At 62.7% G+C, this 19,802-nt stretch carries 20 protein-coding genes; 7 read left to right on the forward strand and 13 right to left on the reverse strand.

Annotated features, from left to right (window positions below):
* Nucleotides 1-150: 150 nt before the first annotated feature.
* Together AC1DZU_RS21455 and AC1DZU_RS21460 are read right to left on the reverse strand one after the other, a co-directional pair.
* Nucleotides 151-1,491 (reverse strand): hybrid sensor histidine kinase/response regulator, encoded by a 1,341-nt coding sequence (locus tag AC1DZU_RS21455; RefSeq protein WP_477288088.1) that lies wholly within the window; start codon nucleotides 1,489-1,491, stop codon nucleotides 151-153.
* A 1-nt stretch (nucleotide 1,492) separates the two neighbouring features.
* Nucleotides 1,493-2,677, reverse strand: coding sequence for an FIST N-terminal domain-containing protein (locus AC1DZU_RS21460; RefSeq protein WP_477288090.1), 1,185 nt, complete (start codon nucleotides 2,675-2,677; stop codon nucleotides 1,493-1,495).
* A 247-nt stretch (nucleotides 2,678-2,924) separates the two neighbouring features.
* Between AC1DZU_RS21460 and AC1DZU_RS21465 the strand changes: the two genes are divergently transcribed.
* The 4 genes from AC1DZU_RS21465 to AC1DZU_RS21480 all read left to right on the forward strand — a co-directional run bounded on the left by AC1DZU_RS21465 (nucleotide 2,925) and on the right by AC1DZU_RS21480 (nucleotide 7,993).
* Nucleotides 2,925-3,425: a (2Fe-2S)-binding protein gene (locus AC1DZU_RS21465; protein ID WP_095088065.1), complete on the forward strand. Its 501-nt coding sequence runs from the start codon at nucleotides 2,925-2,927 to the stop codon at nucleotides 3,423-3,425.
* Nucleotides 3,426-3,541: 116 nt separating this feature from the next.
* Nucleotides 3,542-5,893, forward strand: a complete 2,352-nt coding sequence (locus AC1DZU_RS21470; protein WP_477288092.1) for a xanthine dehydrogenase family protein molybdopterin-binding subunit — start codon at nucleotides 3,542-3,544, stop codon at nucleotides 5,891-5,893.
* A 10-nt stretch (nucleotides 5,894-5,903) separates the two neighbouring features.
* A complete protein-coding gene (locus tag AC1DZU_RS21475) occupies nucleotides 5,904-6,701 on the forward strand; it encodes an FAD binding domain-containing protein (RefSeq protein WP_477288094.1) in 798 nt (265 codons plus the stop codon).
* 269 nt (nucleotides 6,702-6,970) lie between these two features.
* Nucleotides 6,971-7,993, forward strand: coding sequence for an acyltransferase family protein (locus AC1DZU_RS21480; RefSeq protein WP_477288096.1), 1,023 nt, complete (start codon nucleotides 6,971-6,973; stop codon nucleotides 7,991-7,993).
* A gap of 19 nt (nucleotides 7,994-8,012) precedes the next feature.
* Here the strand turns inward: AC1DZU_RS21480 and AC1DZU_RS21485 are convergent, their stop codons facing one another.
* From AC1DZU_RS21485 to AC1DZU_RS21495, 3 genes are all read right to left on the reverse strand, one after another.
* Nucleotides 8,013-8,498: an SRPBCC family protein gene (locus AC1DZU_RS21485; protein ID WP_477288098.1), complete on the reverse strand. Its 486-nt coding sequence runs from the start codon at nucleotides 8,496-8,498 to the stop codon at nucleotides 8,013-8,015.
* A gap of 94 nt (nucleotides 8,499-8,592) precedes the next feature.
* Nucleotides 8,593-9,090 carry a GNAT family N-acetyltransferase gene (locus AC1DZU_RS21490; protein ID WP_477288100.1) on the reverse strand — a complete coding sequence of 166 codons (498 nt, stop codon included), beginning with the start codon at nucleotides 9,088-9,090 and terminating at the stop codon, nucleotides 8,593-8,595.
* Nucleotides 9,087-9,845, reverse strand: coding sequence for a copper homeostasis protein CutC (locus tag AC1DZU_RS21495; RefSeq protein ID WP_477288102.1), 759 nt, complete (start codon nucleotides 9,843-9,845; stop codon nucleotides 9,087-9,089). The genes AC1DZU_RS21490 and AC1DZU_RS21495 overlap by 4 nt, the downstream gene beginning before the upstream one ends.
* Before the next feature lie 248 nt (nucleotides 9,846-10,093).
* Between AC1DZU_RS21495 and AC1DZU_RS21500 the strand changes: the two genes are divergently transcribed.
* A complete protein-coding gene (locus tag AC1DZU_RS21500; RefSeq protein ID WP_477288104.1) occupies nucleotides 10,094-10,549 on the forward strand; it encodes a carboxymuconolactone decarboxylase family protein in 456 nt (151 codons plus the stop codon).
* A gap of 31 nt (nucleotides 10,550-10,580) precedes the next feature.
* On the opposite strand, the gene AC1DZU_RS21505 is transcribed toward AC1DZU_RS21500, so the two are convergent.
* Together AC1DZU_RS21505 and AC1DZU_RS21510 are read right to left on the reverse strand one after the other, a co-directional pair.
* Nucleotides 10,581-11,012 (reverse strand): cupin domain-containing protein, encoded by a 432-nt coding sequence (locus tag AC1DZU_RS21505; protein ID WP_477288105.1) that lies wholly within the window; start codon nucleotides 11,010-11,012, stop codon nucleotides 10,581-10,583.
* A gap of 78 nt (nucleotides 11,013-11,090) precedes the next feature.
* A complete protein-coding gene (locus AC1DZU_RS21510; RefSeq protein WP_477288107.1) occupies nucleotides 11,091-11,924 on the reverse strand; it encodes a PA3715 family protein in 834 nt (277 codons plus the stop codon).
* Between the two features lie 279 nt (nucleotides 11,925-12,203).
* Between AC1DZU_RS21510 and AC1DZU_RS21515 the strand changes: the two genes are divergently transcribed.
* Nucleotides 12,204-12,572, forward strand: coding sequence for a hypothetical protein (locus tag AC1DZU_RS21515; RefSeq protein WP_477288109.1), 369 nt, complete (start codon nucleotides 12,204-12,206; stop codon nucleotides 12,570-12,572).
* A 30-nt stretch (nucleotides 12,573-12,602) separates the two neighbouring features.
* Here AC1DZU_RS21515 and AC1DZU_RS21520 read toward each other — a convergent pair whose 3' ends face one another.
* Nucleotides 12,603-13,553 carry a LysR family transcriptional regulator gene (locus tag AC1DZU_RS21520; protein ID WP_477288111.1) on the reverse strand — a complete coding sequence of 317 codons (951 nt, stop codon included), beginning with the start codon at nucleotides 13,551-13,553 and terminating at the stop codon, nucleotides 12,603-12,605.
* Nucleotides 13,554-13,647: 94 nt separating this feature from the next.
* Here AC1DZU_RS21520 and AC1DZU_RS21525 point away from each other — a divergent pair, with 94 nt between their 5' ends.
* Nucleotides 13,648-14,664, forward strand: coding sequence for a zinc-dependent alcohol dehydrogenase family protein (locus tag AC1DZU_RS21525; RefSeq protein ID WP_477288113.1), 1,017 nt, complete (start codon nucleotides 13,648-13,650; stop codon nucleotides 14,662-14,664).
* A 173-nt stretch (nucleotides 14,665-14,837) separates the two neighbouring features.
* Here AC1DZU_RS21525 and AC1DZU_RS21530 read toward each other — a convergent pair whose 3' ends face one another.
* From AC1DZU_RS21530 to AC1DZU_RS21550, 5 genes are read right to left on the reverse strand one after another with little or no spacing between them, the layout of a single operon-like run.
* On the reverse strand, nucleotides 14,838-15,578 hold the full coding sequence (locus AC1DZU_RS21530) for a ribonuclease activity regulator RraA (RefSeq protein ID WP_477288115.1): 741 nt from the start codon (nucleotides 15,576-15,578) through the stop codon (nucleotides 14,838-14,840).
* A gap of 21 nt (nucleotides 15,579-15,599) precedes the next feature.
* Nucleotides 15,600-16,763 (reverse strand): mandelate racemase/muconate lactonizing enzyme family protein, encoded by a 1,164-nt coding sequence (locus AC1DZU_RS21535; protein ID WP_477288117.1) that lies wholly within the window; start codon nucleotides 16,761-16,763, stop codon nucleotides 15,600-15,602.
* Nucleotides 16,764-16,796: 33 nt separating this feature from the next.
* Nucleotides 16,797-17,894 (reverse strand): ABC transporter ATP-binding protein, encoded by a 1,098-nt coding sequence (locus tag AC1DZU_RS21540; RefSeq protein ID WP_477288119.1) that lies wholly within the window; start codon nucleotides 17,892-17,894, stop codon nucleotides 16,797-16,799.
* A 10-nt stretch (nucleotides 17,895-17,904) separates the two neighbouring features.
* Nucleotides 17,905-18,795 carry a carbohydrate ABC transporter permease gene (locus tag AC1DZU_RS21545; RefSeq protein WP_477288121.1) on the reverse strand — a complete coding sequence of 297 codons (891 nt, stop codon included), beginning with the start codon at nucleotides 18,793-18,795 and terminating at the stop codon, nucleotides 17,905-17,907.
* On the reverse strand, nucleotides 18,792-19,751 hold the full coding sequence (locus AC1DZU_RS21550; protein ID WP_477288123.1) for a carbohydrate ABC transporter permease: 960 nt from the start codon (nucleotides 19,749-19,751) through the stop codon (nucleotides 18,792-18,794). Before AC1DZU_RS21550 ends, AC1DZU_RS21545 begins: the two co-directional genes overlap by 4 nt.
* Between the last annotated feature and the right edge of the window lie 51 nt (nucleotides 19,752-19,802).

Consider the following 19,802-nt stretch of genomic DNA (forward strand, 5'->3'; position numbering starts at 1 on the left):
AACCGGTTCATGAATTCCCCCGACCCAATTGCTTACAGATACTCCTCCTTCACTTTGGCGATACGACACCAGATCGTCACAATTGAAATATCCACAGATTTATTGCGGGGCGCGGCTCCCTTCAGACGATCCGACAATGCGGGAGAAGGGCTAAGCCAACAAATGCGCCAGCAGGGCGCGCAATTGTGCCGGCTTCAGGGGCTTGCGCATCAGTTCGATGCCGCCGGCGCGCGCTGCCTTGGCGACGGCTTCGGAACTGTCGGCGGTGACGATCAGCGCCGGCACGGCGCGGCCGAGATAGTCACGGACCTCGGCGATGGTGGCTGTGCCGAGATCGCCGCCGTCGAGATGCTGGTCGGCAATGACGATGTCGGGCACCCAGTCGGTATCACCCAGCATGTCGAGGGCGTCGTCGGTCGAGGTCGCGGCCCGCACCAGGCATTGCCAGCGTTCGAGCAGGAAGGTCATGGCCTGCAGCACCTCGACATCGTTCTCGATCAGCAGCACCTTGGTGCCGAACAGGCCGTAGCCGCGCGGCCGTTCCATGTCGGCGCTGCTGGCGATGGCGTCGGCCCGGGCGCCGATGCCGACCGGAACGTCGATGTGGAAGATCGTGCCGCGCCCGACCTTGGATGAAAATGTCACGGGATGGCTGAGCGCGCTGGCCATGCGGCGCACGATGGCAAGCCCAAGCCCGAGCCCGCCGCCGTCCAGCTCCGCATTGGCCGATGAGGTGCCGCGATGGAATTCCTCGAACACCGCTTCGCGCTGGTCTTCGGGAATGCCGCAGCCGGTATCGGCGACGTCGATGCGGATGGTATCGCCGCGATGCCTGGTGCCGACCAGCACGCCGCCCGAGCGTGTGTAGCCCAGCGCATTGGAGAGAATGTTCTGCAGGATGCGGCGCAGCAGCGTGCGGTCGGAGCGGACCACGGCGTTGACCGGCCGGAATTTCAGCGACAATCCCTTCAGTTCCGCCACCGGCAGGAAATCCGAGCGCAGCGACGAGAACAGCGCCTCCAGGCTGACGTCGCCGATGTCGGGTTGCACCACACCGGCGTCGAGCTTGGAGATGTCGAGCAGGGTGCGCAGCAGGTCCTCCATCGTCTCCAGCGAGCGCTCGACCTGCCGCACCAGCTTCCTGCCCTCGTCACTGGTCTGTACTTCGGCCAGCGCCGAAACGGAGAGGTGGGCCGCGTTCAGCGGCTGCAACACGTCGTGACTGGCGGCGGCGAGGAAGCGGGTCTTGGACAGGTTCGCCAGTTCGGCGTTTTCCTTGGCGGCGCTGAGGTCGATGTTCGACTGCTCCAGCCGGCGCAAGGTCGAATGCAGCTCCTCGGTGCGCGTGCGCACGCGATTTTCCAGCGAAATCGCGGTCTGGAACAGCGAGAAGGCATTACCCTGCTGGTCCATCGACCGCTCGACGCGGCTGACCAGTGCGGCATTGATCTTCTTCAGCTTTTCAAGATCGTTTATGTCCCTGAGCGGCATCTTATTCCGCCGCCTGTCGTTCGCCAAAGGCGATACCGGTGAAGGTCTGGTTCAAATGCATCGACCGATATTGTTCGCCATAGGTGCCGAAGCCGATGACATTGTTGACCCGGTAGAGCTCCGAGATATCGCGAAACACCTGGCGGTTGCGCGCGTCCAGGCGGCGCAGCACGCAGTCGAAGCCGAGGATCAAGTCGATGCCGCCAAGCCGCTCCTCGACATCCCTGAGCGCCGCGCGCGTCGATTCGACCATATCCTTGGGTTGGGCGATCGACAGGACGACACCATCGTCTATGGCGCAGAAGAACGACAGCGAGCCATCGGGATGCATCTTCTGGATCGACCGGCAATAGTATTCGCCGCCCACCTTCACCACCACCGGATGCGAGGCAAAACTCAGCGGCGTCAGTGTCTGCGCGACGATGCCGACGGATGCGGCATATTCCTCCGCCGCATTGGTGGCGTTGAACTCGCGCACGATGCGGTGATCTGGATCGGCCGCCGTCACCACCAGCTTTTCATCGGTGGGAACGAAATTGTCGGTCTTGAAGACGTGGAAAGGGATTTCGGTGGCGATCAGCACGATGATGGCGCTGTCGGAGGTGACGTCGCCGTTCGAGATGAGGCGCGTCGTCTCGAACTTCAGGTCGTCGCCGGCCGAGCCGCCGAGCAGCGGTATGTCGTCGAGGCCCCAATGGATGGCCGAACTCACTGCTTCCTCGGCATAGGAAAGCCCGTCGATGAAGCAGAGCGCGAAGGTGCCTTTGGTGCGGTCGCAACCCAGGCGCGCGCGCAGCGACCGCCGCAAAGCCTCGACCTCACCGGTGATCCTGTCCATGCCCGACGAGGACAGATTGTCGACCATCACGCTGACGGCGGTGAACGCGGCGGACGGAAGGAGCATGGCGAGCACATGGCCATCCTCGAGACCTTGCGGCGTGATCTCGCCGGCGGTCGAGCAGCCCGCGTGATGAAGCGCCGGCGCGTGGGTCATGAGCGCCTGGGAAAGGGTGTCGGCCTCGACCAGGCTCTGGGAAAAGAACAGCAGCGCGAAGCCGGCGTCGATTGCCGCGGCCTCCAACGCGATCGCCTTGGCGAATGCGTCCATGTCGGGCTCATCCGTGGTGAGCGCCGACAGGCCGCATGCATAGCGCGTCCGTGAACTGGCCAGCGGTGTTCTCCGCATTTCCTCCGACGCTGTTTTATGCGCGTCGGGCGCGCGGGCGTCTGATAACATTGTTGCCCTCAAACCCTGTTTTGGCAATGGGCGACCGGGGCCGCGCGTTTGGGCCCAGCCCATGACCGAAAGTACAATGTAACGAGTTTGCGACGCGCTGTTTTTTGTCCATTGTGCAGTGTACGAATAACCATGGCCGAAGCGGCAACACCGCGTCGGAAGCGTGATGACCAAGGTTGATACCCAGGGAGGAAGCATGTCGGACGTTTCGTTGATGGTGAACGGAAAACGGGTCAGCGGCGCTGCCGAGGATCGAACGCTTCTGGTTCACTTCCTGCGCGAAAATCTCGGCCTTACCGGAACGCATGTCGGTTGCGACACCTCGCAATGCGGCGCCTGCGTCGTCCATGTCGACGGCAAGGCGGTCAAATCCTGCTCAATGCTCGCGGTACAGGCCTCCGGCTCGACCGTGGTGACGATCGAGGGCCTGGCCAATGGCGCCGATCTGCATCCGGTGCAGGCCGCCTTCAAGGAGCATCACGGGCTGCAGTGTGGGTTCTGCACGCCGGGCATGATCATGACGGCGACCGACATGATCAACCGTCACCCCGAAGGCCTCGACGAAGCGACGGTACGCACCGAGCTCGAAGGCAACATCTGCCGCTGCACCGGCTACCACAACATCGTGAAGGCGATCCTTGCCGCATCGAAGACGATGTCCAAGGGGTCGAAGGGCAAGGCCAGGCAAGCGGCGTGAGAAGGAAGTGGGTAGCGAACAGGGAGTAGCGAATAGTCAGCGGTCTGACAAAACGCCAACTCACCACAATTCGCTATTCGCTACTCACTATTTCAGCATTTCGGGAGGAATTTCTGATGGGCATTGAAGGTGTTGGCGCTCGGGTCGCGCGCAAGGAAGACAAACGATTCATCACCGGCGCCGGCCGCTATGTCGACGACATGGTGGTTCCCGGCATGAAGCACGCAGCCTTCGTGCGCAGCCCGCACGCGCACGCGCAGATCAAGAAGATCGACGTCAAGAAGGCTCAAGCGATGCCCGGCGTCATTGGCGTGCTGACCGGCAAGGAGCTCAAGGCCGACGGCATCGGCAACCTCATCTGCGGCTGGATGATCCACTCCAAGGATGGTTCGCCGATGAAGATGGGGGCGTGGTCGCCACTCGCTTTCGACCGGGTCCGTTATGTCGGCGATGCCGTTGTCATCGTCGTGGCCGAGACCAAAGGGCAGGCGCGTGATGCCGCCGAGGCGGTCGAGATCACCTACAAGGAGCTGAAGGCCGTCGTCGATGCCTCGAAGGCGATGGACAAGGGCGCACCGCAGATCCACCCCGAGGCCGACAACAATCTGATCTTCGACTGGGATATCGGCAATGCCGACGAGACGGCCGCGGCGTTCAGGAAGGCGGCCCATGTTGTCAAGATGGATATCATCAACAATCGCCTCGTGCCCAACGCCATGGAGCCGCGCGCGGCTCTTGGCCACTACGACAAGGCCGAGGACCACTACACCTGCTGGACGACGTCACAGAACCCGCATGTGGCGCGGCTGGTGATGAGCGCCTTCTACAATGTCGCGCCGGAAAACAAGCTGCGCGTCATAGCGCCTGATGTCGGCGGCGGCTTCGGTTCGAAGATCTACATCTATCCCGAAGAGATCGTCTGCCTGTGGGCGTCGAAGAAGACCGGGGTGCCGGTCAAATGGGTGGCCGACCGCACCGAGAGTTTTCTCACCGACGCACATGGCCGTGACCATCACACCCATGCCGAAATGGCTTTCGACAACGATCACAAGATCCTCGGCCTGAAGGTCGAAACCAAGGCCAATCTCGGCGCCTACATGTCGCTGTTCTCGTCGGCGACGCCGACCTACCTCTATGCGACGCTGCTGTCGGGCCAGTACAACATCCCGGCCATCCACGCCAATGTGAAGGCGATCTACACCAACACCGCACCCGTGGATGCCTATCGCGGGGCAGGGCGGCCGGAAGCAACCTTCGTCATGGAACGCATGATGGAGACCGCCGCGCGCCAGTTCGGCGTCTCACCTGCCGAGTTGCGCCGCAAGAACTTCATCACCTCGTTCCCGCACCAGACGCCGGTCATCATGTGCTACGACGCCGGCGACTATGCCGCTTCGCTCGACGCGGCGATGAAGGCGTCGGACTATGCCGGCTTTGCCAAGCGCAAGGCTGCCGCCGCCAAGAAGGGGCTGCTGCGCGGCATCGGCATGAGCTGCTACATTGAGGCCTGCGGCATCGCGCCGTCGGCGGCCGTGGGCAGTCTTGGCGCCGGCGTCGGCTTGTGGGAATCGGCGGAAGTGCGCGTCAATGCCGTCGGCACGATCGAGGTGCTGACCGGCTCGCACAGCCACGGCCAGGGCCATGAGACGACCTTCGCGCAACTGGTAAACGAGCGCTTCGGCGTGCCGCTCGATTCCGTTTCCATCGTCCATGGCGACACCGACAAGGTGCAGATGGGCATGGGCACCTATGGCTCGCGCTCCGGCGCGGTCGGCATGTCGGCCATCGTCAAGGCGCTCGACAAGGTCGAGGCCAAGGCCAAGAAGATCGCCGCCCATTTGCTCGAGGCGGACGAGGGCGACATTGTCATCGAGAACGGCGCGCTGAAGGTCGCCGGCACCGACAAGAACGTGCCATGGTTCCAGATGGCGCTCGCCGCCTACACCGCCCACAATCTGCCGGGCGGCATGGAGCCCGGTTTGAAGGAGACGGCCTTCTATGATCCGTCGAACTTCACCTTCCCGGCCGGCTGCTACATCTGCGAGGTCGAGGTCGACCCGGAGACCGGCATGACCGAGATCATCCAGTTCGTCGCCGCCGATGATTTCGGCAACATCATCAACCCGATGATCGTCGAGGGCCAGGTGCATGGCGGACTGGCGCAAGGCATCGGCCAGGCACTGCTCGAAGGCGCCCACTATGACAACAGCGGCCAGCTGCTGACCGCGAGCTACATGGACTACACCATGCCGCGCGCCGGCGACCTGCCGTCGTTCAAGGTCTCGACCTCGAACACGCCATGCCCAGGCAATCCGCTCGGCATCAAGGGCTGCGGCGAGGCCGGCGCCATCGGCTCGCCGCCGGCGGTGATCAACGCCATCACCGACGCCATCGGCAGCAACGATCTTGCCATGCCGGCATCGCCGTCCACCGTGTGGGCAGCGATCCGCGCGACGACGAAACACTGAGGAGGAAGCAATGTATTCGGTCAATTATCACCGCGCCGCCTCGGTCGCAGACGCCGCCAAGCTGATCAAGACGGGCGATGCCAAGCTGCTTTCGGGCGGCATGACGCTGATCCCGGCGATGAAGACGCGGCTTGCCGCGCCCTCCGACCTTGTCGACCTGTCGAAGATCAAGGAGCTGCAGGGCGTCAAGGTGTCGGGCAAGACGGTCACCATCGGTGCCGCCACCACGCATTTTGACGTTGCCAATGACGAGAAGCTGAAGAAGGCCTGCCCGGCGCTTGCCCATCTGGCGTCGCTGATCGGCGATCCGGCGGTGCGCCACCGGGGGACGATCGGCGGCTCGATCGCCAACAACGATCCGGCGGCCGACTATCCGGCGGCGCTGCTGGCGCTGGGCGCCACCATCGTCACCAACAAGCGCGAGATATCAGCCGACAAGTTCTTCAAGGGTCTGTTCGAGACGTCGTTGAAGGACGGCGAGATCGTCACCGCGGTAAGCTTCACCGCGCCGGCCAAGGCGGCCTACGAAAAATTCCGCAACCCGGCATCGCGCTATGCGATCGTCGGCGTGTTCGTGGCCAAGGGCAAGGATGGCGTCAGCGTCGCCGTCACCGGCGCCGGCGATGACGGCGTCTTCCGCTCGAAGGAGATCGAGGCAGCACTGGCCAAGAATTTCGCGGCCGCGGCGCTCGATGGCGTGAAGATACCGGCGAAGAATTTGATGACAGACATCCACGCCTCGGCCGATTACCGCGCCAATCTGATCGCGGTGATGGCCAAGCGCGCGGTGGCGGCCGCCACCGCCTGACACCATCAGTCGCGGACAAGAAAAGGGGCCACAGCGGCCCCTTTTTCGCGTGCGGCGACCGCAAACGGTCCAGTCCCTGAGGGAATTCCCTGCCACCATTTTTGCTTGAAGCAATTCCGGCACATACTTTCCCTGTACCTGCTTCGGCGGCAATCTCGCACTTGCACAAATTTATCTCGCACTGCAATATGTGGTCGGGCGGGAATGCGAACGGGGTTTGGAGCGTGTACCGCCATGCCCTTTCGCATGTCCAATGCGAAGGGATCGGCATGTCCGAAATTTCCGCGACCAGCATGGTTCTGCCCCGATCGACCGCCGAGAGAGCGGCCAGGACAAGACTGGCCTATCTCGATGGCTGGCGCGGCCTGTCGATCGCCCTGGTGCTGATCGGCCATTTCTTTCCCGTTCCCGGAATCAATCTGGGCGTGCTGGGCGTCGAATTCTTCTTCGTGCTCAGTGGCCGGCTGATGGGCGAGATCCTGTTCATCGAGCGCTACCCGCTGAAGAAATTCTTCAAGCGCCGCTTCTCCCGCATTTATCCGGCGCTTCTGGTCTTCGTGATCGTCGCGATGATTGCGCTCTCCGGTACCTTCATCGCCTTCAAATGGAAGGCGGCTCTGACGGCGCTGACATTCACCTACAATTATGCCGGCATTCTCGTTACGCGGGCGGGGGCGCTCGACCATATCTGGTCGCTCTGCATCGAGGAGCATGCCTATATCATCCTGGCGCTGATCAGCGTCGTCGTCTCAAGCCGCTCTCGCGTCGTCGTGCTGCTCCTGGCGCTCGCCTTGCTTGCTATGGCCAACGGCGCGGTTTCGTACTGGGTGTTCGGGATGGACTACGAAACCACCTACTGGCGCACCGATGTGCATATCGCGTCGATCCTGCTGTCGGCCTCGATCTGCCTGCTCAAGGCCGACGGCCGGCTGCCGGCGGTGTTCCGCGGCAAGCATGTGGCGCTGGCGGCCTCGATCTGCGCCGTTCTGTTGTTCCTCGATCCGGTGCCGACACCGATCCACTATCTCTTCGCGGTGCCGCTGCTGGCGCTGGCCGTCAACGCACTCGATTTCAGCCCGCGCTATCTGACCGGATTGCTGTCCTCCTGGCCGATGGCGACGCTTGGGCTGTGGTCCTACTCGCTCTATCTGTGGCAGCAGCCGTTCTACAAATTCGTCTATGAGCAAGGCAGCGCCCCGATCCCGATGCTGGCCGGGGTCTTTGTCTGCGCGCTCTGCAGCTACTACGTCATCGAGCGACCGGCACGCGAATGGCTCAACCGCAACTGGTAATGCCGTGGCGCTGTTGGCGCTAAGCCGACCGACGCTTCTTGTCCGTCAGATACCGCTTGAGGCCGGCTTCGCCGCGCGGCGTCGTCCAGCGATCGTTCCAGGCGAAGGCCTGCCGCAGCAGCGGTGCGAGAAATTTGAGGATCGGCCGCAGCACTGTGACCTGCCAGGTCAATTGCACATGGGTGCCGGTGCCGGACGGCGACAATTCCGCCCGCCACAGCCCGTCGAAATCGCCAAGGGTTTTCACCACCACCAGCCTGCCGGGTTCGAGTTCGGCGGCCTCGATGATGAAGTTCAGCTCGTAGGGCAGGGCGCCGCGAGCCCGTGCCCTTGCGCGCGAACCGATGGTCGCCTTGCCCTTCCTGTCGAGCGGAACCACCTCTTTGTAGACGTCGCCCCACCACAGCGGCAGCAATTCGGCATCCGAGAGCACCTCCCAGACTTCCTGCGGCGTGCCCTCGGGGATGTGCCAGCTTTCGTCGAAGCGGAAGACGTTGCTCGGCATCGCGTTTCCTCCGGTTGGCGGAAACATTGATATTAGCTGCGGCTTCTTTGCGTGGCCAGCGCCAGCGGGATCAGGCGGAGATTCGCCTGATGTATCAGTCGGAAATCCGTCTGATGTAGTAGCGCACCGCCTTCTTGCCGCCGTGGATGACGGCGTCGCCCGCTTCCGCGAAGCCAAGCGCGGCGTGGAAGGCATCCGAGGCGGGGTTCGGCGGGTCGGTGTTGACCTCGCAGGTGACCAGCGTGTGGCCGGCGCGCTCAACTTGGCCGAACAGATCCTGATAGAGCCGGCGCGCATGGCCGCGGCCACGCGCTTGCGCCGCCACGACGACACGGTCGACATAAACGAAGCGGGGGTAGCGTTCGCGGAACCAGACGAAATTCGGGCTGTCGTAGCGTGCGTCCTGGTCGAAGGTCATGATGAAGGCTTCGAGATCGCCAATACGCCGCGTGTAAAACGCCTCGCCGAGCAGGAAAGACAGCCGTTCGGGCTCCAGCCATGATAGTTCGGCTGCGTGCTCGTTGTTGAGCGCGAGGATCGCCGCTTCGTCTTCGGCCGATACGAGGCTGATCGGGGTAGCGGTTACGCTCATGCCTTGGCAGCCGCAATAGTGGCCGCCACGAGATTCGTGTCGGTCAAGGTGTTGCGGTATTCGCGGTCGAGGTCGGAGCCGCCCATGCCGACATGCGGGTTGCGGTAATCCATGGCGCTCGGCACATCCTTGAGGGCGGCGAAATGCATTTCTGACAACCCGGTCCTTCTGCGCACTTCGGCGATGTTGCCGAGGTCAAGCCCGCCACAGCCGAGGATGACGATGCGGTCCCCGGCCTGTCGAACCAGATCCGCCAACAGCGACATGCCCTCGACCGCCGTGTCGCGCTGGCCGCTGGTGAGCACGCGGCCAACCTTGCTGCGGATCAGAGCTTCGAGCGCCTCGGCGGGGTCGCGGGTCATGTCGAAGGCACGGTGGCAGGTGACGTTCAAGGAGCCGGCGGCTTGCGTCAATTCACCCATGCGCGCCTCGTCGATGGTGCCATCGGCGTTCAGGCAGCCAAACACCACGCCGGGCACGCCGAGCTCGCGCAGCGCTGCGACATCGGCGAGCATCGAGGCGTACTCGGTTTTGCTGTAGAGAAAATCGCCGCCGCGTGGCCGCACCATGACATGGAACGGCACGGTCGCCTGGTGGAGGGCGGCGCGCACCGTGCCGAGGCTCGGCGTGATGCCGCCTTCAATAAGGCTGGCGCACAGTTCGACCCGATCGGCGCCGGCCGCCTGCGCGGCCAGCAGGCCATCAATGCCTTCGACGCAGATTTCGATCAGCGGCAGGCGAGTTTCTTTGGTCAAGGGGCAATCCAATCGATGATGTCGCCGCAAGCCCTAGCATCGGGCCGGTTGGCGCGAAAGCGTGAACAGCGCGTGGCCATTTGGGCCAGACGGCAAACTCCGCGCTTGACAGTCAAATAACCGTTGAGTTATGGAATAATCATAACCGGACGGTTATTAATCTCACTATCCGAACTCAGAAAGCCTGGATGCGCGGCATCCGGGCCCGAGACACGCCCTGACGAAACCCTTCAAAAAGGAGAAAGACCATGCAAGCAAGGATCAAGAATCCGGTGATCCTCATTCCAGGCTCCCTGCAGGCGCTGCTGGCGTTGTACAAGTCGACCGAAGCGGCCGAATTGCCCTATGTGACGCGCAAGCTCATCCATCTGCGCGCCAGTCAGATCAACGCCTGCAGCCTCTGCGTCGACATGCATGCGCGCGAGTTGAAGAAGGCCGGCGAAAAGGACGAGCGCATCTTTGCCCTCGCGGCATGGCGGGAGACGCCGTACTTCACCGATGCCGAGCGCGCGGCCTTGGCGCTGGCCGAGGCCGGCACACGGCTCGCCGACCGGCCCGACGCGGTGCCGGACGACGTCTGGGACGAGGCCGCCCGGCATTACGATGAAAAGGCGCTCGCCGCCCTGGTCATCCAGATCGCCCTGGCCAATGCCTTCAACCGGCTGAACGCCACGACACGGCAGATGGTCGGCGCCTGGGGCTAACCTTGTAGCAAAGGCGCGTCGGCCTTGGCCGCTACTGGCGCAACTCCGTGTTCTTGGCGCCTTCCTCGACCTGGTCGATCACCAGCAGCTTGACCGGACCATCGCCGATGTTGGTGGCCTGGTGCCATTGGCCGATCATCTCGATGATGAAATCTCCGGTCTTGTAGGTGTTGCTGTTGCCGGTCTCGACATTGGTGACCTTCAGTGTCCCGGCCTGAACATAGGCGTAGCGCGGGAAGGGGTGTCTATGGACCGGCAAGGTCGCACCCGGTGCGATGTCATAGGTCGACACCAGAACCTGCACGTTCTTCTGCGGCAGCGTGATCGGCTGGCCGGAAGCGGTCGTCGTGCGCGATGCCAGCGGCGTCACGACGACGGGTGTGCCGCTGCTGTCCAGCGCCAGGGCGGGGTGAGCTAACGACGCAACCGCCAGCAGCAATGCCGATGCCAAGATTTTCCGCATGTATCCTCCCAAACCAACACATCTATCGCGCGGCGGCCCTCCGCGTGCAAGCAGGCCTTCTCGACGCGAGCGGCTTTCTCACGGCTCCATTGCCTTGAGCGCCGCCGGAACCGGATAGTGGGTGCCGTCGTAGCGTAGCCGGTAGGTCCGCTTCACGGACTTGCCTGGATGAGACTGGCACTCGCCGTACTTGTCGGGCAAGGGTTCGTCGGTATCCGCCTGCTCGATCGCTGTGATGTCGTGATAGCCGTGGTGGCTCGCCGCGCTCATCGCCAGGCTGACCTGGCTGGAATGAAAGGATCCGGCGCAACTCGCGTCGCCTTCGCCGCCATGGCCGGCCACGGCTAGGCCGCCGAGCACCAAGCGCAGGGTGTCGCCGGCAACGGCATAGAGTCGCAGGCCGGTTTCGTCGAAAGGAGTGACCTGCGAATGGGTTGCCAGTTCGATACGCAAGCCAAAGGCGGAGACATCGGGTGCCAACCGATAGCGACCGGTATCGAATTCGACGTTGCGAATGGCGATGGCGTCATCGGTCATCAGGCCGGGCTGGAGCAGGCGCTGGCGCACGCCCAGGCTCTTCCTGTCGACGACCAGAAGCTCAATATCGCCAACATGCCTGTCTTCGCTGGCTTCAACGCTGTCCATCAGCGGCACTGCGACCAGAAGCAGGTCATCATGCGCAGGCCAGATCTTGCAGACCAGGCCAACTGGGGTTTCGTAGTCCGTGAGCATCAGGGGGATGCTGATATGGGGTTCGAGTGTCAGCGAAGCGCCGTCGACGCTCCTCTTGGCCTTGGGATAGGCCTGCTGCACCAGGGCGACAACATCGCCGCAATCGCCGGCGGCGGCCCAGGCGGGCGACAGACTGGCCGCGGCGAGGCCGAGGAAGAGGGTGCGCAACACTGTTCGCATGGGATTCTCACGTTGCAGGGCCGAGTTCGCTTGGAGAGCCGCGTGTACCACAGTTGTTGCGTTTGGACGGGCCCGGATTTTGCAACGTTACCTTCATCAACAAGATCAGTCTCCGCCCCACGCGGGTCGATGGAACGAGCGTCTTATATTAGCCAGCAACGATATATTAACGGCTGTGATGCAACCTTTCCTCCATGGGGACGGGGAACACCCTCCTCATCGACGTTCCAACGCGCGCCCTTGGAGCCGCGGGACGCTCGACCAATGCGGAGCAAACGCATGAGTGTCGGAACAGCTCTCGAACAATTGCTGCGATTGATTCATCGCAGGGCAATGAAATTGGCCGCGTTGCCGGAGGATGAAAGGGATTTACACTACGATCTCATTCGCCGCTCATGTTGCGAAGCTGCCGAGAACGTTGGGCAAAGTCCCGACAAGGCAGCAATCACGGCAAACGATATGGTCGAATTTGTTCGCGCACTGGTCGGAATTATTGAAGTGGGTTGTGAATCGGACCAGGAGCAAAGCGCCGACCGCCCGCTGCCAGCACGCCATTTTGGGAGCCGGGAGACTGTCGCCACGCCTAGCGCCGCCGCTTCATTGGTGTCGCCAATTTGGCGTCCCAGGGGGGCCGCTGCCTCACGGTGACGGGCGTTCTCATTTTTCGCTGGCGGCGCCTCAAGACCCCGGCATGGAAGGCGTGGCGACGGTTCGTATCCCTTCCTTCAGCAAAGCAGCGTGGGCAACCAACGTGTCGATGATCACCCGCATACGCGGCGGCACGACGCGGCCGGCGCTCCACAGCAGGTGGATCGGCGCTGTCTCCACAGACGAGCTCATCAGCACCGGCACCAACTCGCCGAGACGCAGGCTGTCGCCCGCGAGCCAGTCGGGCAGGAAGGCAATGCCGCAGCCGGCGACCGCCGCTTGCAGCAGCGCATCGCCGTCGCCGATCATTAGCTTGGGTTGCGGCTGGTAAAGCATGGTTCCAGTAACGCCATCGGGCAGTGGCCATGGGTTGGTGAAATCGCGCCGGCCGTAGACCAGCAGCGCATGCTGCCTCAGCCCCGGGATATCGGCAGGCGTTCCAGCCGTGGCCAAGTAGGCCGGACTGGCGCACAACAGCGAGCGCTGCGTGCCCAGCCGTCGAGCGGTCAGTGAGGCATTGTCCTCGATAGGGCCGACCCGTACTGCGAGGTCGATGCCGTCGTCGACGAGGTCGGTGCGGCGGTCATCGAAGCCGATCTCGAGCCGGAGCGCCGGATGGACCTTGGCTAGCCCGAACAGCACCGGCGCCACCCAGCGGCGGCCAAAGGCGAGCGGCAGAGTGAGCCGCACGACGCCCGCCGGCACCTGTCGTCCGGCGGCAATGAGGTCCTGTGCCTCGCCGAGCCCAGCAAATGCGCGCCGACATGCCTCGTAGTAGATTTCGCCATCGGCCGTCAGGCTCAAGCGGCGAGTTGTGCGGTTGAGCAGGCGCGCGCCCAGCCGCTGCTCGAGTTGCAGTACCTTGCGACCGACGGCCGATTTGGTCAGGCGTAACCGCGCCGCCGCGGCGGTAAAGCTGCCCGCATCGACCACTTGGACGAAGGCGAGGGCACCGTCAAGGCTGCCAGGTACCAGACCCATTGTAGAGCTTTCAGCAACGATCTTCCGACGAATTCGCATCATTGTAGCTTAGTGCGCAATGGTAATACAGCCCGAACAAGGTTGGAGATGCGAGATGGGCGACATGACTGAAGCCTGGTACATGACCGGGTTCGGGCTCGACAAGCTGGTGCGCAAGACGGTGCCGTTGCCGTCGGTCGGCCGGCGCGCGCTGTTGGTCGCGGTGCGTGCGGTGGCGCTCAACTTCAAGGACCTGCTGTTGATCGATGGCAAGCTGCCGGCGATGTCGCTGCCTTTCGTACCGGTGTCGGACGCAGTGGGCGAAGTGGTCGCGATCGGGCCCGAAGTGACGCGTTTCCGCGTCGGCGACCGTGTATTGGGTCAGGTCATTGCAGATTGGCCCGACGGCGATGCGCCGACGGTGTTGCACAAGCAGACGCTGGGGGTGTCGCTGCCGGGCGTGCTGGCGCGCGAAGTTGTGTTGGGCGAGGACGCCGCGGTGCTGGCGCCGGTTTCACTCAGCGACCAGGAAGCCGCGACGTTGCCGATCGCGGCGCTTACCGCCTGGTCGGCGTTGGTCGAGTTCGGCCGGTCGCGACCGGGTACGACCGTGCTCATCGAAGGAACCGGCGGCGTGGCACTATTTGCGTTGCAATTCGCGCTGGCCTTCGGGCAGGTGCCTATCCTGCTATCGCGCCACGCCGAGAAGCTCGAACGCGCCCGGATGCTAGGGGCAAAGCTCTGCGTCGACACCAGCACCAACCCCGACTGGACCGCAGAGGTGCGGGCTCTCACGAGCGGGCGCGGGGTGGACCATGTGCTGGAACTGATCGGCGACGCCAATCTGCGGCAATCGATCGAGACGGTGGCAGCGGGCGGGCGGGTGTCCCTCATCGGTCAGCTTGCGGGTACCGAGTTGTCCGTGCCGACGCCGGTGCTCACACGCAACCGCATTACACTTCAAGGCATCGCCACGGGCTCCCGGCGGCAGTTCGAGCGCATGAACGTGGCAATCGAGGCGCTGGGCGTCAGACCGGTGATCGATGCCGTTTACCCGTTCGAGGATGTCCACGAGGCGTTCGCGCACCAGCGGCGCGGGCCGTTCGGCAAGGTTGTGGTCAGTCTCGGATAAAAGCCGAGCCCCGCCTGTCTCTTCCACCAGTGGAGATCTCGACCACTTCGCCCGAACGTGCCGTTCGAAAATTCCGTCGTAACAGTGCTCGCGATCAAACTTAGGCGCAGGCGCCTTCAGAGGTAGTTTGATGCGTTGTCACGTATGGAAAGACGCGACCAACGTCCCGTTTATCAAGATCTGGAGTTGGCTTTGCGCCACGCCTCGTACTCTCCGCGGGCATCGTCATGCAGAGGATAATATCGTTGCAAGGACCCGCCTTCCATGAGCTTCGCTCGTGAGAACTCCTCCCAATCGTGATGCTTCTGCGATTCATCGATCACTTTTGCGGCCATTGCCACGGGAAGCACCACCACCCCGTCGTCGTCGGCGACGATGATGTCGCCGGGGATCACCGTGACGCCGCCACAGGCAATCGGAACGTTGACGGCATTGGGATAGATGCTGGTCTGCACATGATAATTTGGCGTCCAGCCGCGCAGCCATAGCGGCAGATCGAGCTTTTCTACATTGGGCCGGTCGCGCATGCATCCATCGATGACGATACCCGCGCCGCCTCTGCCCTTGAAATACGTCGACATCATATCGCCGAAGACGCCAGAGCTCATGTCGCCACGCGCGTCGACCACGACCACGTCGCCCTCCTGCGCGTGATAGAGCACGTGCCGGTGCAGTTGCGTTTCCGGATCGGCATATTCTCCCTCGTTGAAGAGGTCCGGCCGTTGCGGCAGGAACTGCAGCGTCAGCGCCGGCCCGACGATCGACTTTCCGCGGTTCTGCGGCACGGGACCAACCATGTGCGGATTGCGGAAACCCATGTGGCCAAGCGTGCCGGCAACCGTCGCGGCGCCGATTTCCCTTAGCGCGTCGATCAGGTCTTTAGGCGGCCGCGTAATGTCGGGGGTATGCGTCATTTTAGACTCCGGTGGATGGAACTACCAGTTCGTAACAGAACCGTCGCGGCGCTTAAGGTGAGGCGCTTCCCAAAAACGAAAGCTCTCCGCCTGGACTGCCTCTTCGTTGACCTCGACGCCGAGCCCCGGCAGGTCGCTGACTGGATAGTCGGGTCCGTCGAGCTGTGGTTGCACAGGGAAGAAGTCGGAATTGTTGAAGCCCAGCTTTCTTTCGGGCGCCCGGGTCTCAAGCCATGCGAAGTTGGGTACCGCGGCGGCGAGATGCACGGTCGCGGCCGTGCACACTGGGCCAAGGGGATTGTGCGGCATCAGGTCCACATAGTGCGCCTCGCTCCAGCCAGCGACTTTCATCGCCTCGGTGAACCCGCCGACATTGCAAATATCGAGCCGGTTGAACTGATGGATGCCGCGCTCGATGTAGGGCAGGAACTGCCACTTGCTGGCAAATTCCTCGCCGATGGCAAAGGGGATGTCAGTCATCGTCCGCAAGGATTCGTAGGCCTCCGGTGTCTCGTCACGTATCGGCTCCTCGAGGAAATCAAGCACGCCACGGCCGAGCTTGTTGCAGAAGCTCGCCGCCTCGGCCACCGACAGCCGATGGTGATAGTCGATGCCGAGGACGACGTCGTCGCCCAGCGCCTCGCGCGCCTTGTTCAGCATGGTCGCGGTAACGCCGATCGACTCGCGAGGCTCGAAGATGTCCCTGCTACTTTGCCCGACGGGGAAGAAGCGGATCGCCTGCCACCCTTGTGCGCGCAGTTCGCGGGCTCGTTCGATGGCAACATCGCCCTCGGCCTCGTCTCCGGTCGAGGCGAAGGTGGGGATGCGGTCACGCTGCTTGCCGCCGAGCAGTTCGTAGACCGGCACTCCAAGCGCCTTGCCCTTGATGTCGTGAAGGGCGATGTCGATGGCGGAAATCGCCGCCTGCAGAACGCGCCCGCCTTCGAAGTACTGGCTGCGATAGACTTCCTGCCAGATCCGCCCGATCTGCATGGGATCGCGGCCGATGAGAAACTCGCGATAGTGCTCGACCGCGCCGGCCACGGCCCTCTCGCGACCGCTCAAGCCGCTCTCGCCCCAGCCGAAAATGCCGTGATCGGTCTCGACCTTGACGAGCATCTGGTTGCGCGTTCCAACCCACACCGGATAGGGCTTGATCGCAGTAATCTTAAGCTTCGTAGTCATCCAAGCCCACGTCCCACAAGCATCCGCCCGGTCTCAATCGGCCTTGAGGGCCATTTCAGTTTCGCCGTCGAACAGATGCATGCGCTCCTGGTCGAACTCGAGCCAGATCTGCTCATCGGGCGCGACGGCAATGGTCGGCGGCACGCTGACATTGACGATCGCGCCGGACAGGAACGCCTGAACGAAGGTGACGTCGCCGGTCGGCTCCACCGTGTAGGCCTTTGCCGGGACGCTGCCTGGCACTGCACTCTTGTGGAGCTTGATCGTCGAGTGACGTGCGCCGAGCACGACTTTCTTGGTCGTTGCCCCCGCGACTTTGCGCGCGTTGCGCGGCGAGAGCTCGAGGCTCCAGCCCTCCGCGCTGGTCAACACGGCGTTGCCGTTCGCTGTCGATGCCTGCAGCGGAATAAGACTCATCGCCGGGCTGCCGATGAAGCTTGCGACGAACATGTTCATCGGATGGGCAAAGACCTGCGCCGGTGAATCGTATTGCTGCAGGAAGCCGCCGTTCATCACCGCCATCTTGTCGGCCATGGTAACCGCTTCGAGCTGGTCGTGCGTCACATAGATGATCGTCGCCTTGAGGTCCTGGTGGAAGCGCTTGATCTCCGACCGCATTTGCACGCGCAGCTTGGCATCGAGGTTGGAGAGCGGCTCGTCCATGAGGAACACGGCCGGGTCGCGGACGAGGGCACGGCCCAGAGCTACACGCTGCTGCTGCCCGCCGGAAAGTTCGCGCGGCTTGCGCTCGAGCAAGTGCGTCATGTCGAGCACTCGCGCTGCGTCCTTGACCTTCTTGTCGATCTCGTCCCTGGGCAGTTTGCGCATCTGCAGCGGGAACGCCAGGTTCTTGTAGACCGATTTCTGCGGGTAGAGCGCGTAGTTCTGGAACACCATTGCGATGTCCCGGTCCTTGGGGTCGAGGTCGTTGACCACCCGGTCGCCGATGACGATGTCGCCCGACGTGATCGGGATCAGCCCCGCAACGAGATTGAGCGTGGTTGTCTTGCCGCAGCCTGAAGGACCGACGAGCGCAACGAACTCGCCGTCGTTGACCGTCAGCGAAACGTTGTTGACAGCTTTGAAGCCGCCATAGGTCTTGACGAGATCTTTGAGGACCACGTGGGCCATCGGCAACTCCCTAGTGTTTGACCGCGCCTTCTGTAAGGGCGCGTACGAAGTATCGCTGCAGGACGAGGAACAACACGACGACGGGCACGCTCATCATAAAGCTGGCCGCCATCAGGCCCGGAAAGTCCGTCGTGTTTTCTGAGAAGAAGCGCTGGATGCCGACCGGCAAGGTCAACTGCTCGTTCTTGGAAAGGAAGGTGTAGGCGTAGATGTACTCGTTCCACGCGCCGATGAAGGAATAGATCGCCGTGGCGATGATCCCGGGCGTCGAAAGCGGCATCACGATCAGGATGAAGGCCTGGAACCGCGTTGCCCCATCGATGCGCGCCGCCTGCTCGAGCTGCACCGGGATGTTGTCGTAGAAGCCCTTGAGCAGCCAGATCGCCAGCGGCAGGCCGAAAGTGAGATAGGTGAGGATCAGCGAGCCATGCGTGTTCACCAGCCCGAGCATGCGCATCAATATGAACAGCGGCACGAGAAAGATCACCGCCGGGAACATGTTGCGCAGCAGCACAGCGAAGAACAGGAAGTTCCGGCCAGGGAAACGGAAGCGCGAGAAGGCGTAGGCCGCCGGGACAGCCACGATCACCGAAAGGATCGTCGTGACGGTCGACACGAAAAGGCTGTTCCAGAAGAAGCGGAGGAAGTCTTGGCCGACGCTGTTCTGCGGATCGAGCAGCTTCTGGTAGCTGGCGAGGGTAGGCTCGTCTGGCCACCATTGCGGCGGGAATTGCATCGCCGCGAAGCCGGACTTGATCGAGGTGAGCAGCATCCAGATCATCGGCAATGCGGTGTAAAGCAGCATGAACACAAGGAAGATGCGTCCGGCCCACCGCCATCCGTCGACGCGCATGCGGCGACGGGTCTGACTCCGAGGGGCTGTCTCGGCAATCGTGCTCATGCGCTCCCCTCTTTACGTTCGTTGCCGCTTAGCGCTCGGACATAGAAGTAGCCCAGCGTCATCAGGATGAGGAACAGGAGCACCGAATAGGCCGATGCCACGCCCCAGAGCTGGCGTCCGAAGGCGAGCTCATAGATGTGGGTGATCCAGATATGCGATGCGTTGGACGGCCCGCCGCCGGTCATGATCCAGGGGATGATGAAGGAATTGAAGTTGGCCACTGCGAGCAGCAGGATGGTCACCGTCGAGACGCTGCCCAGATGCGGGAAGGTAACGTGCCAGAAGCGCTGCCAGGCACTGGCCCCGTCGACTTTTGCGGCGCTCAGCAGCTGTTCGGGGACCGTCTGCAGGCCGGCCATCATCATGATCATGGCAAACGGAAACTCGCGCCAGATATTGACGACGATCAGGGAGGGCAGCACCGTGCTGACGTTGTCGATGAAATTCGGCGGCCGGTCGGCCAATCCGAGACCGACCAGCACCGCACCGATGACCCCGAAGTCCGAATGGTAGATCCACTTCCAGATGTAGGAGGCGGCGACCGCGCTGATAACCCAGGGAATGATCAGGATAGCGCGCAGGACGCCGCGGCCGATAAAGTCGCGGTGGAGCGCCAGCGCGGAGCCAAACCCCAGGACAAAGGAGATGAAAGTTGATGCCAGTGTCCAGATCATCGTGTTCCAGGTGACTTTCCAGAACACCGGACTGGTGAGGATGTTCGTGTAGTTGTCGAAGCCGACGTAGATCTTGTCGCGAAGCTGTAGGCCAGGCGGCGTCTTAAAAAACGACAGCTCGATTGTGTAATAGATCGGATAGGCGATGACGATGAGCATCACGGCGATCGCCGGGAGCACGTACGCGTAGTCGGCGCGATGCTCCCATATCTTCCAGAACACGCCGGACCAACCGGATTGCAATCTTCGGCGAGCCTCGGCCTTACCGGTCACGATCGTCACTGTGGCGCGCCCTTATTTTCCTTAGAACGAACCGGCTGCACCGTCGGTGCG

The sequence above is a fragment of the Mesorhizobium sp. P2_A12 genome (assembly GCF_056405075.1).

What these genes read in the sequence shown, in the direction of transcription:
- AC1DZU_RS21460 (WP_477288090.1), bottom strand. Translation starts at nt 2,677, where the DNA reads ATGCGGAGAACACCGCTGGCCAGTTCACGGACGCGCTATGCATGCGGC.
- AC1DZU_RS21545 (WP_477288121.1), bottom strand. Translation starts at nt 18,795, where the DNA reads ATGAGCACGATTGCCGAGACAGCCCCTCGGAGTCAGACCCGTCGCCGC.
- AC1DZU_RS21540 (WP_477288119.1), bottom strand. Translation starts at nt 17,894, where the DNA reads ATGGCCCACGTGGTCCTCAAAGATCTCGTCAAGACCTATGGCGGCTTC.
- AC1DZU_RS21535 (WP_477288117.1), bottom strand. Translation starts at nt 16,763, where the DNA reads ATGACTACGAAGCTTAAGATTACTGCGATCAAGCCCTATCCGGTGTGG.
- AC1DZU_RS21455 (WP_477288088.1), bottom strand. Translation starts at nt 1,491, where the DNA reads ATGCCGCTCAGGGACATAAACGATCTTGAAAAGCTGAAGAAGATCAAT.
- AC1DZU_RS21510 (WP_477288107.1), bottom strand. Translation starts at nt 11,924, where the DNA reads ATGCGAACAGTGTTGCGCACCCTCTTCCTCGGCCTCGCCGCGGCCAGT.
- AC1DZU_RS21480 (WP_477288096.1), top strand. Translation starts at nt 6,971, where the DNA reads ATGTCCGAAATTTCCGCGACCAGCATGGTTCTGCCCCGATCGACCGCC.
- AC1DZU_RS21515 (WP_477288109.1), top strand. Translation starts at nt 12,204, where the DNA reads ATGAGTGTCGGAACAGCTCTCGAACAATTGCTGCGATTGATTCATCGC.
- AC1DZU_RS21505 (WP_477288105.1), bottom strand. Translation starts at nt 11,012, where the DNA reads ATGCGGAAAATCTTGGCATCGGCATTGCTGCTGGCGGTTGCGTCGTTA.
- AC1DZU_RS21530 (WP_477288115.1), bottom strand. Translation starts at nt 15,578, where the DNA reads ATGACGCATACCCCCGACATTACGCGGCCGCCTAAAGACCTGATCGAC.
- AC1DZU_RS21465 (WP_095088065.1), top strand. Translation starts at nt 2,925, where the DNA reads ATGTCGGACGTTTCGTTGATGGTGAACGGAAAACGGGTCAGCGGCGCT.
- AC1DZU_RS21485 (WP_477288098.1), bottom strand. Translation starts at nt 8,498, where the DNA reads ATGCCGAGCAACGTCTTCCGCTTCGACGAAAGCTGGCACATCCCCGAG.
- AC1DZU_RS21490 (WP_477288100.1), bottom strand. Translation starts at nt 9,090, where the DNA reads ATGAGCGTAACCGCTACCCCGATCAGCCTCGTATCGGCCGAAGACGAA.
- AC1DZU_RS21475 (WP_477288094.1), top strand. Translation starts at nt 5,904, where the DNA reads ATGTATTCGGTCAATTATCACCGCGCCGCCTCGGTCGCAGACGCCGCC.
- AC1DZU_RS21525 (WP_477288113.1), top strand. Translation starts at nt 13,648, where the DNA reads ATGGGCGACATGACTGAAGCCTGGTACATGACCGGGTTCGGGCTCGAC.
- AC1DZU_RS21500 (WP_477288104.1), top strand. Translation starts at nt 10,094, where the DNA reads ATGCAAGCAAGGATCAAGAATCCGGTGATCCTCATTCCAGGCTCCCTG.
- AC1DZU_RS21520 (WP_477288111.1), bottom strand. Translation starts at nt 13,553, where the DNA reads ATGGGTCTGGTACCTGGCAGCCTTGACGGTGCCCTCGCCTTCGTCCAA.
- AC1DZU_RS21470 (WP_477288092.1), top strand. Translation starts at nt 3,542, where the DNA reads ATGGGCATTGAAGGTGTTGGCGCTCGGGTCGCGCGCAAGGAAGACAAA.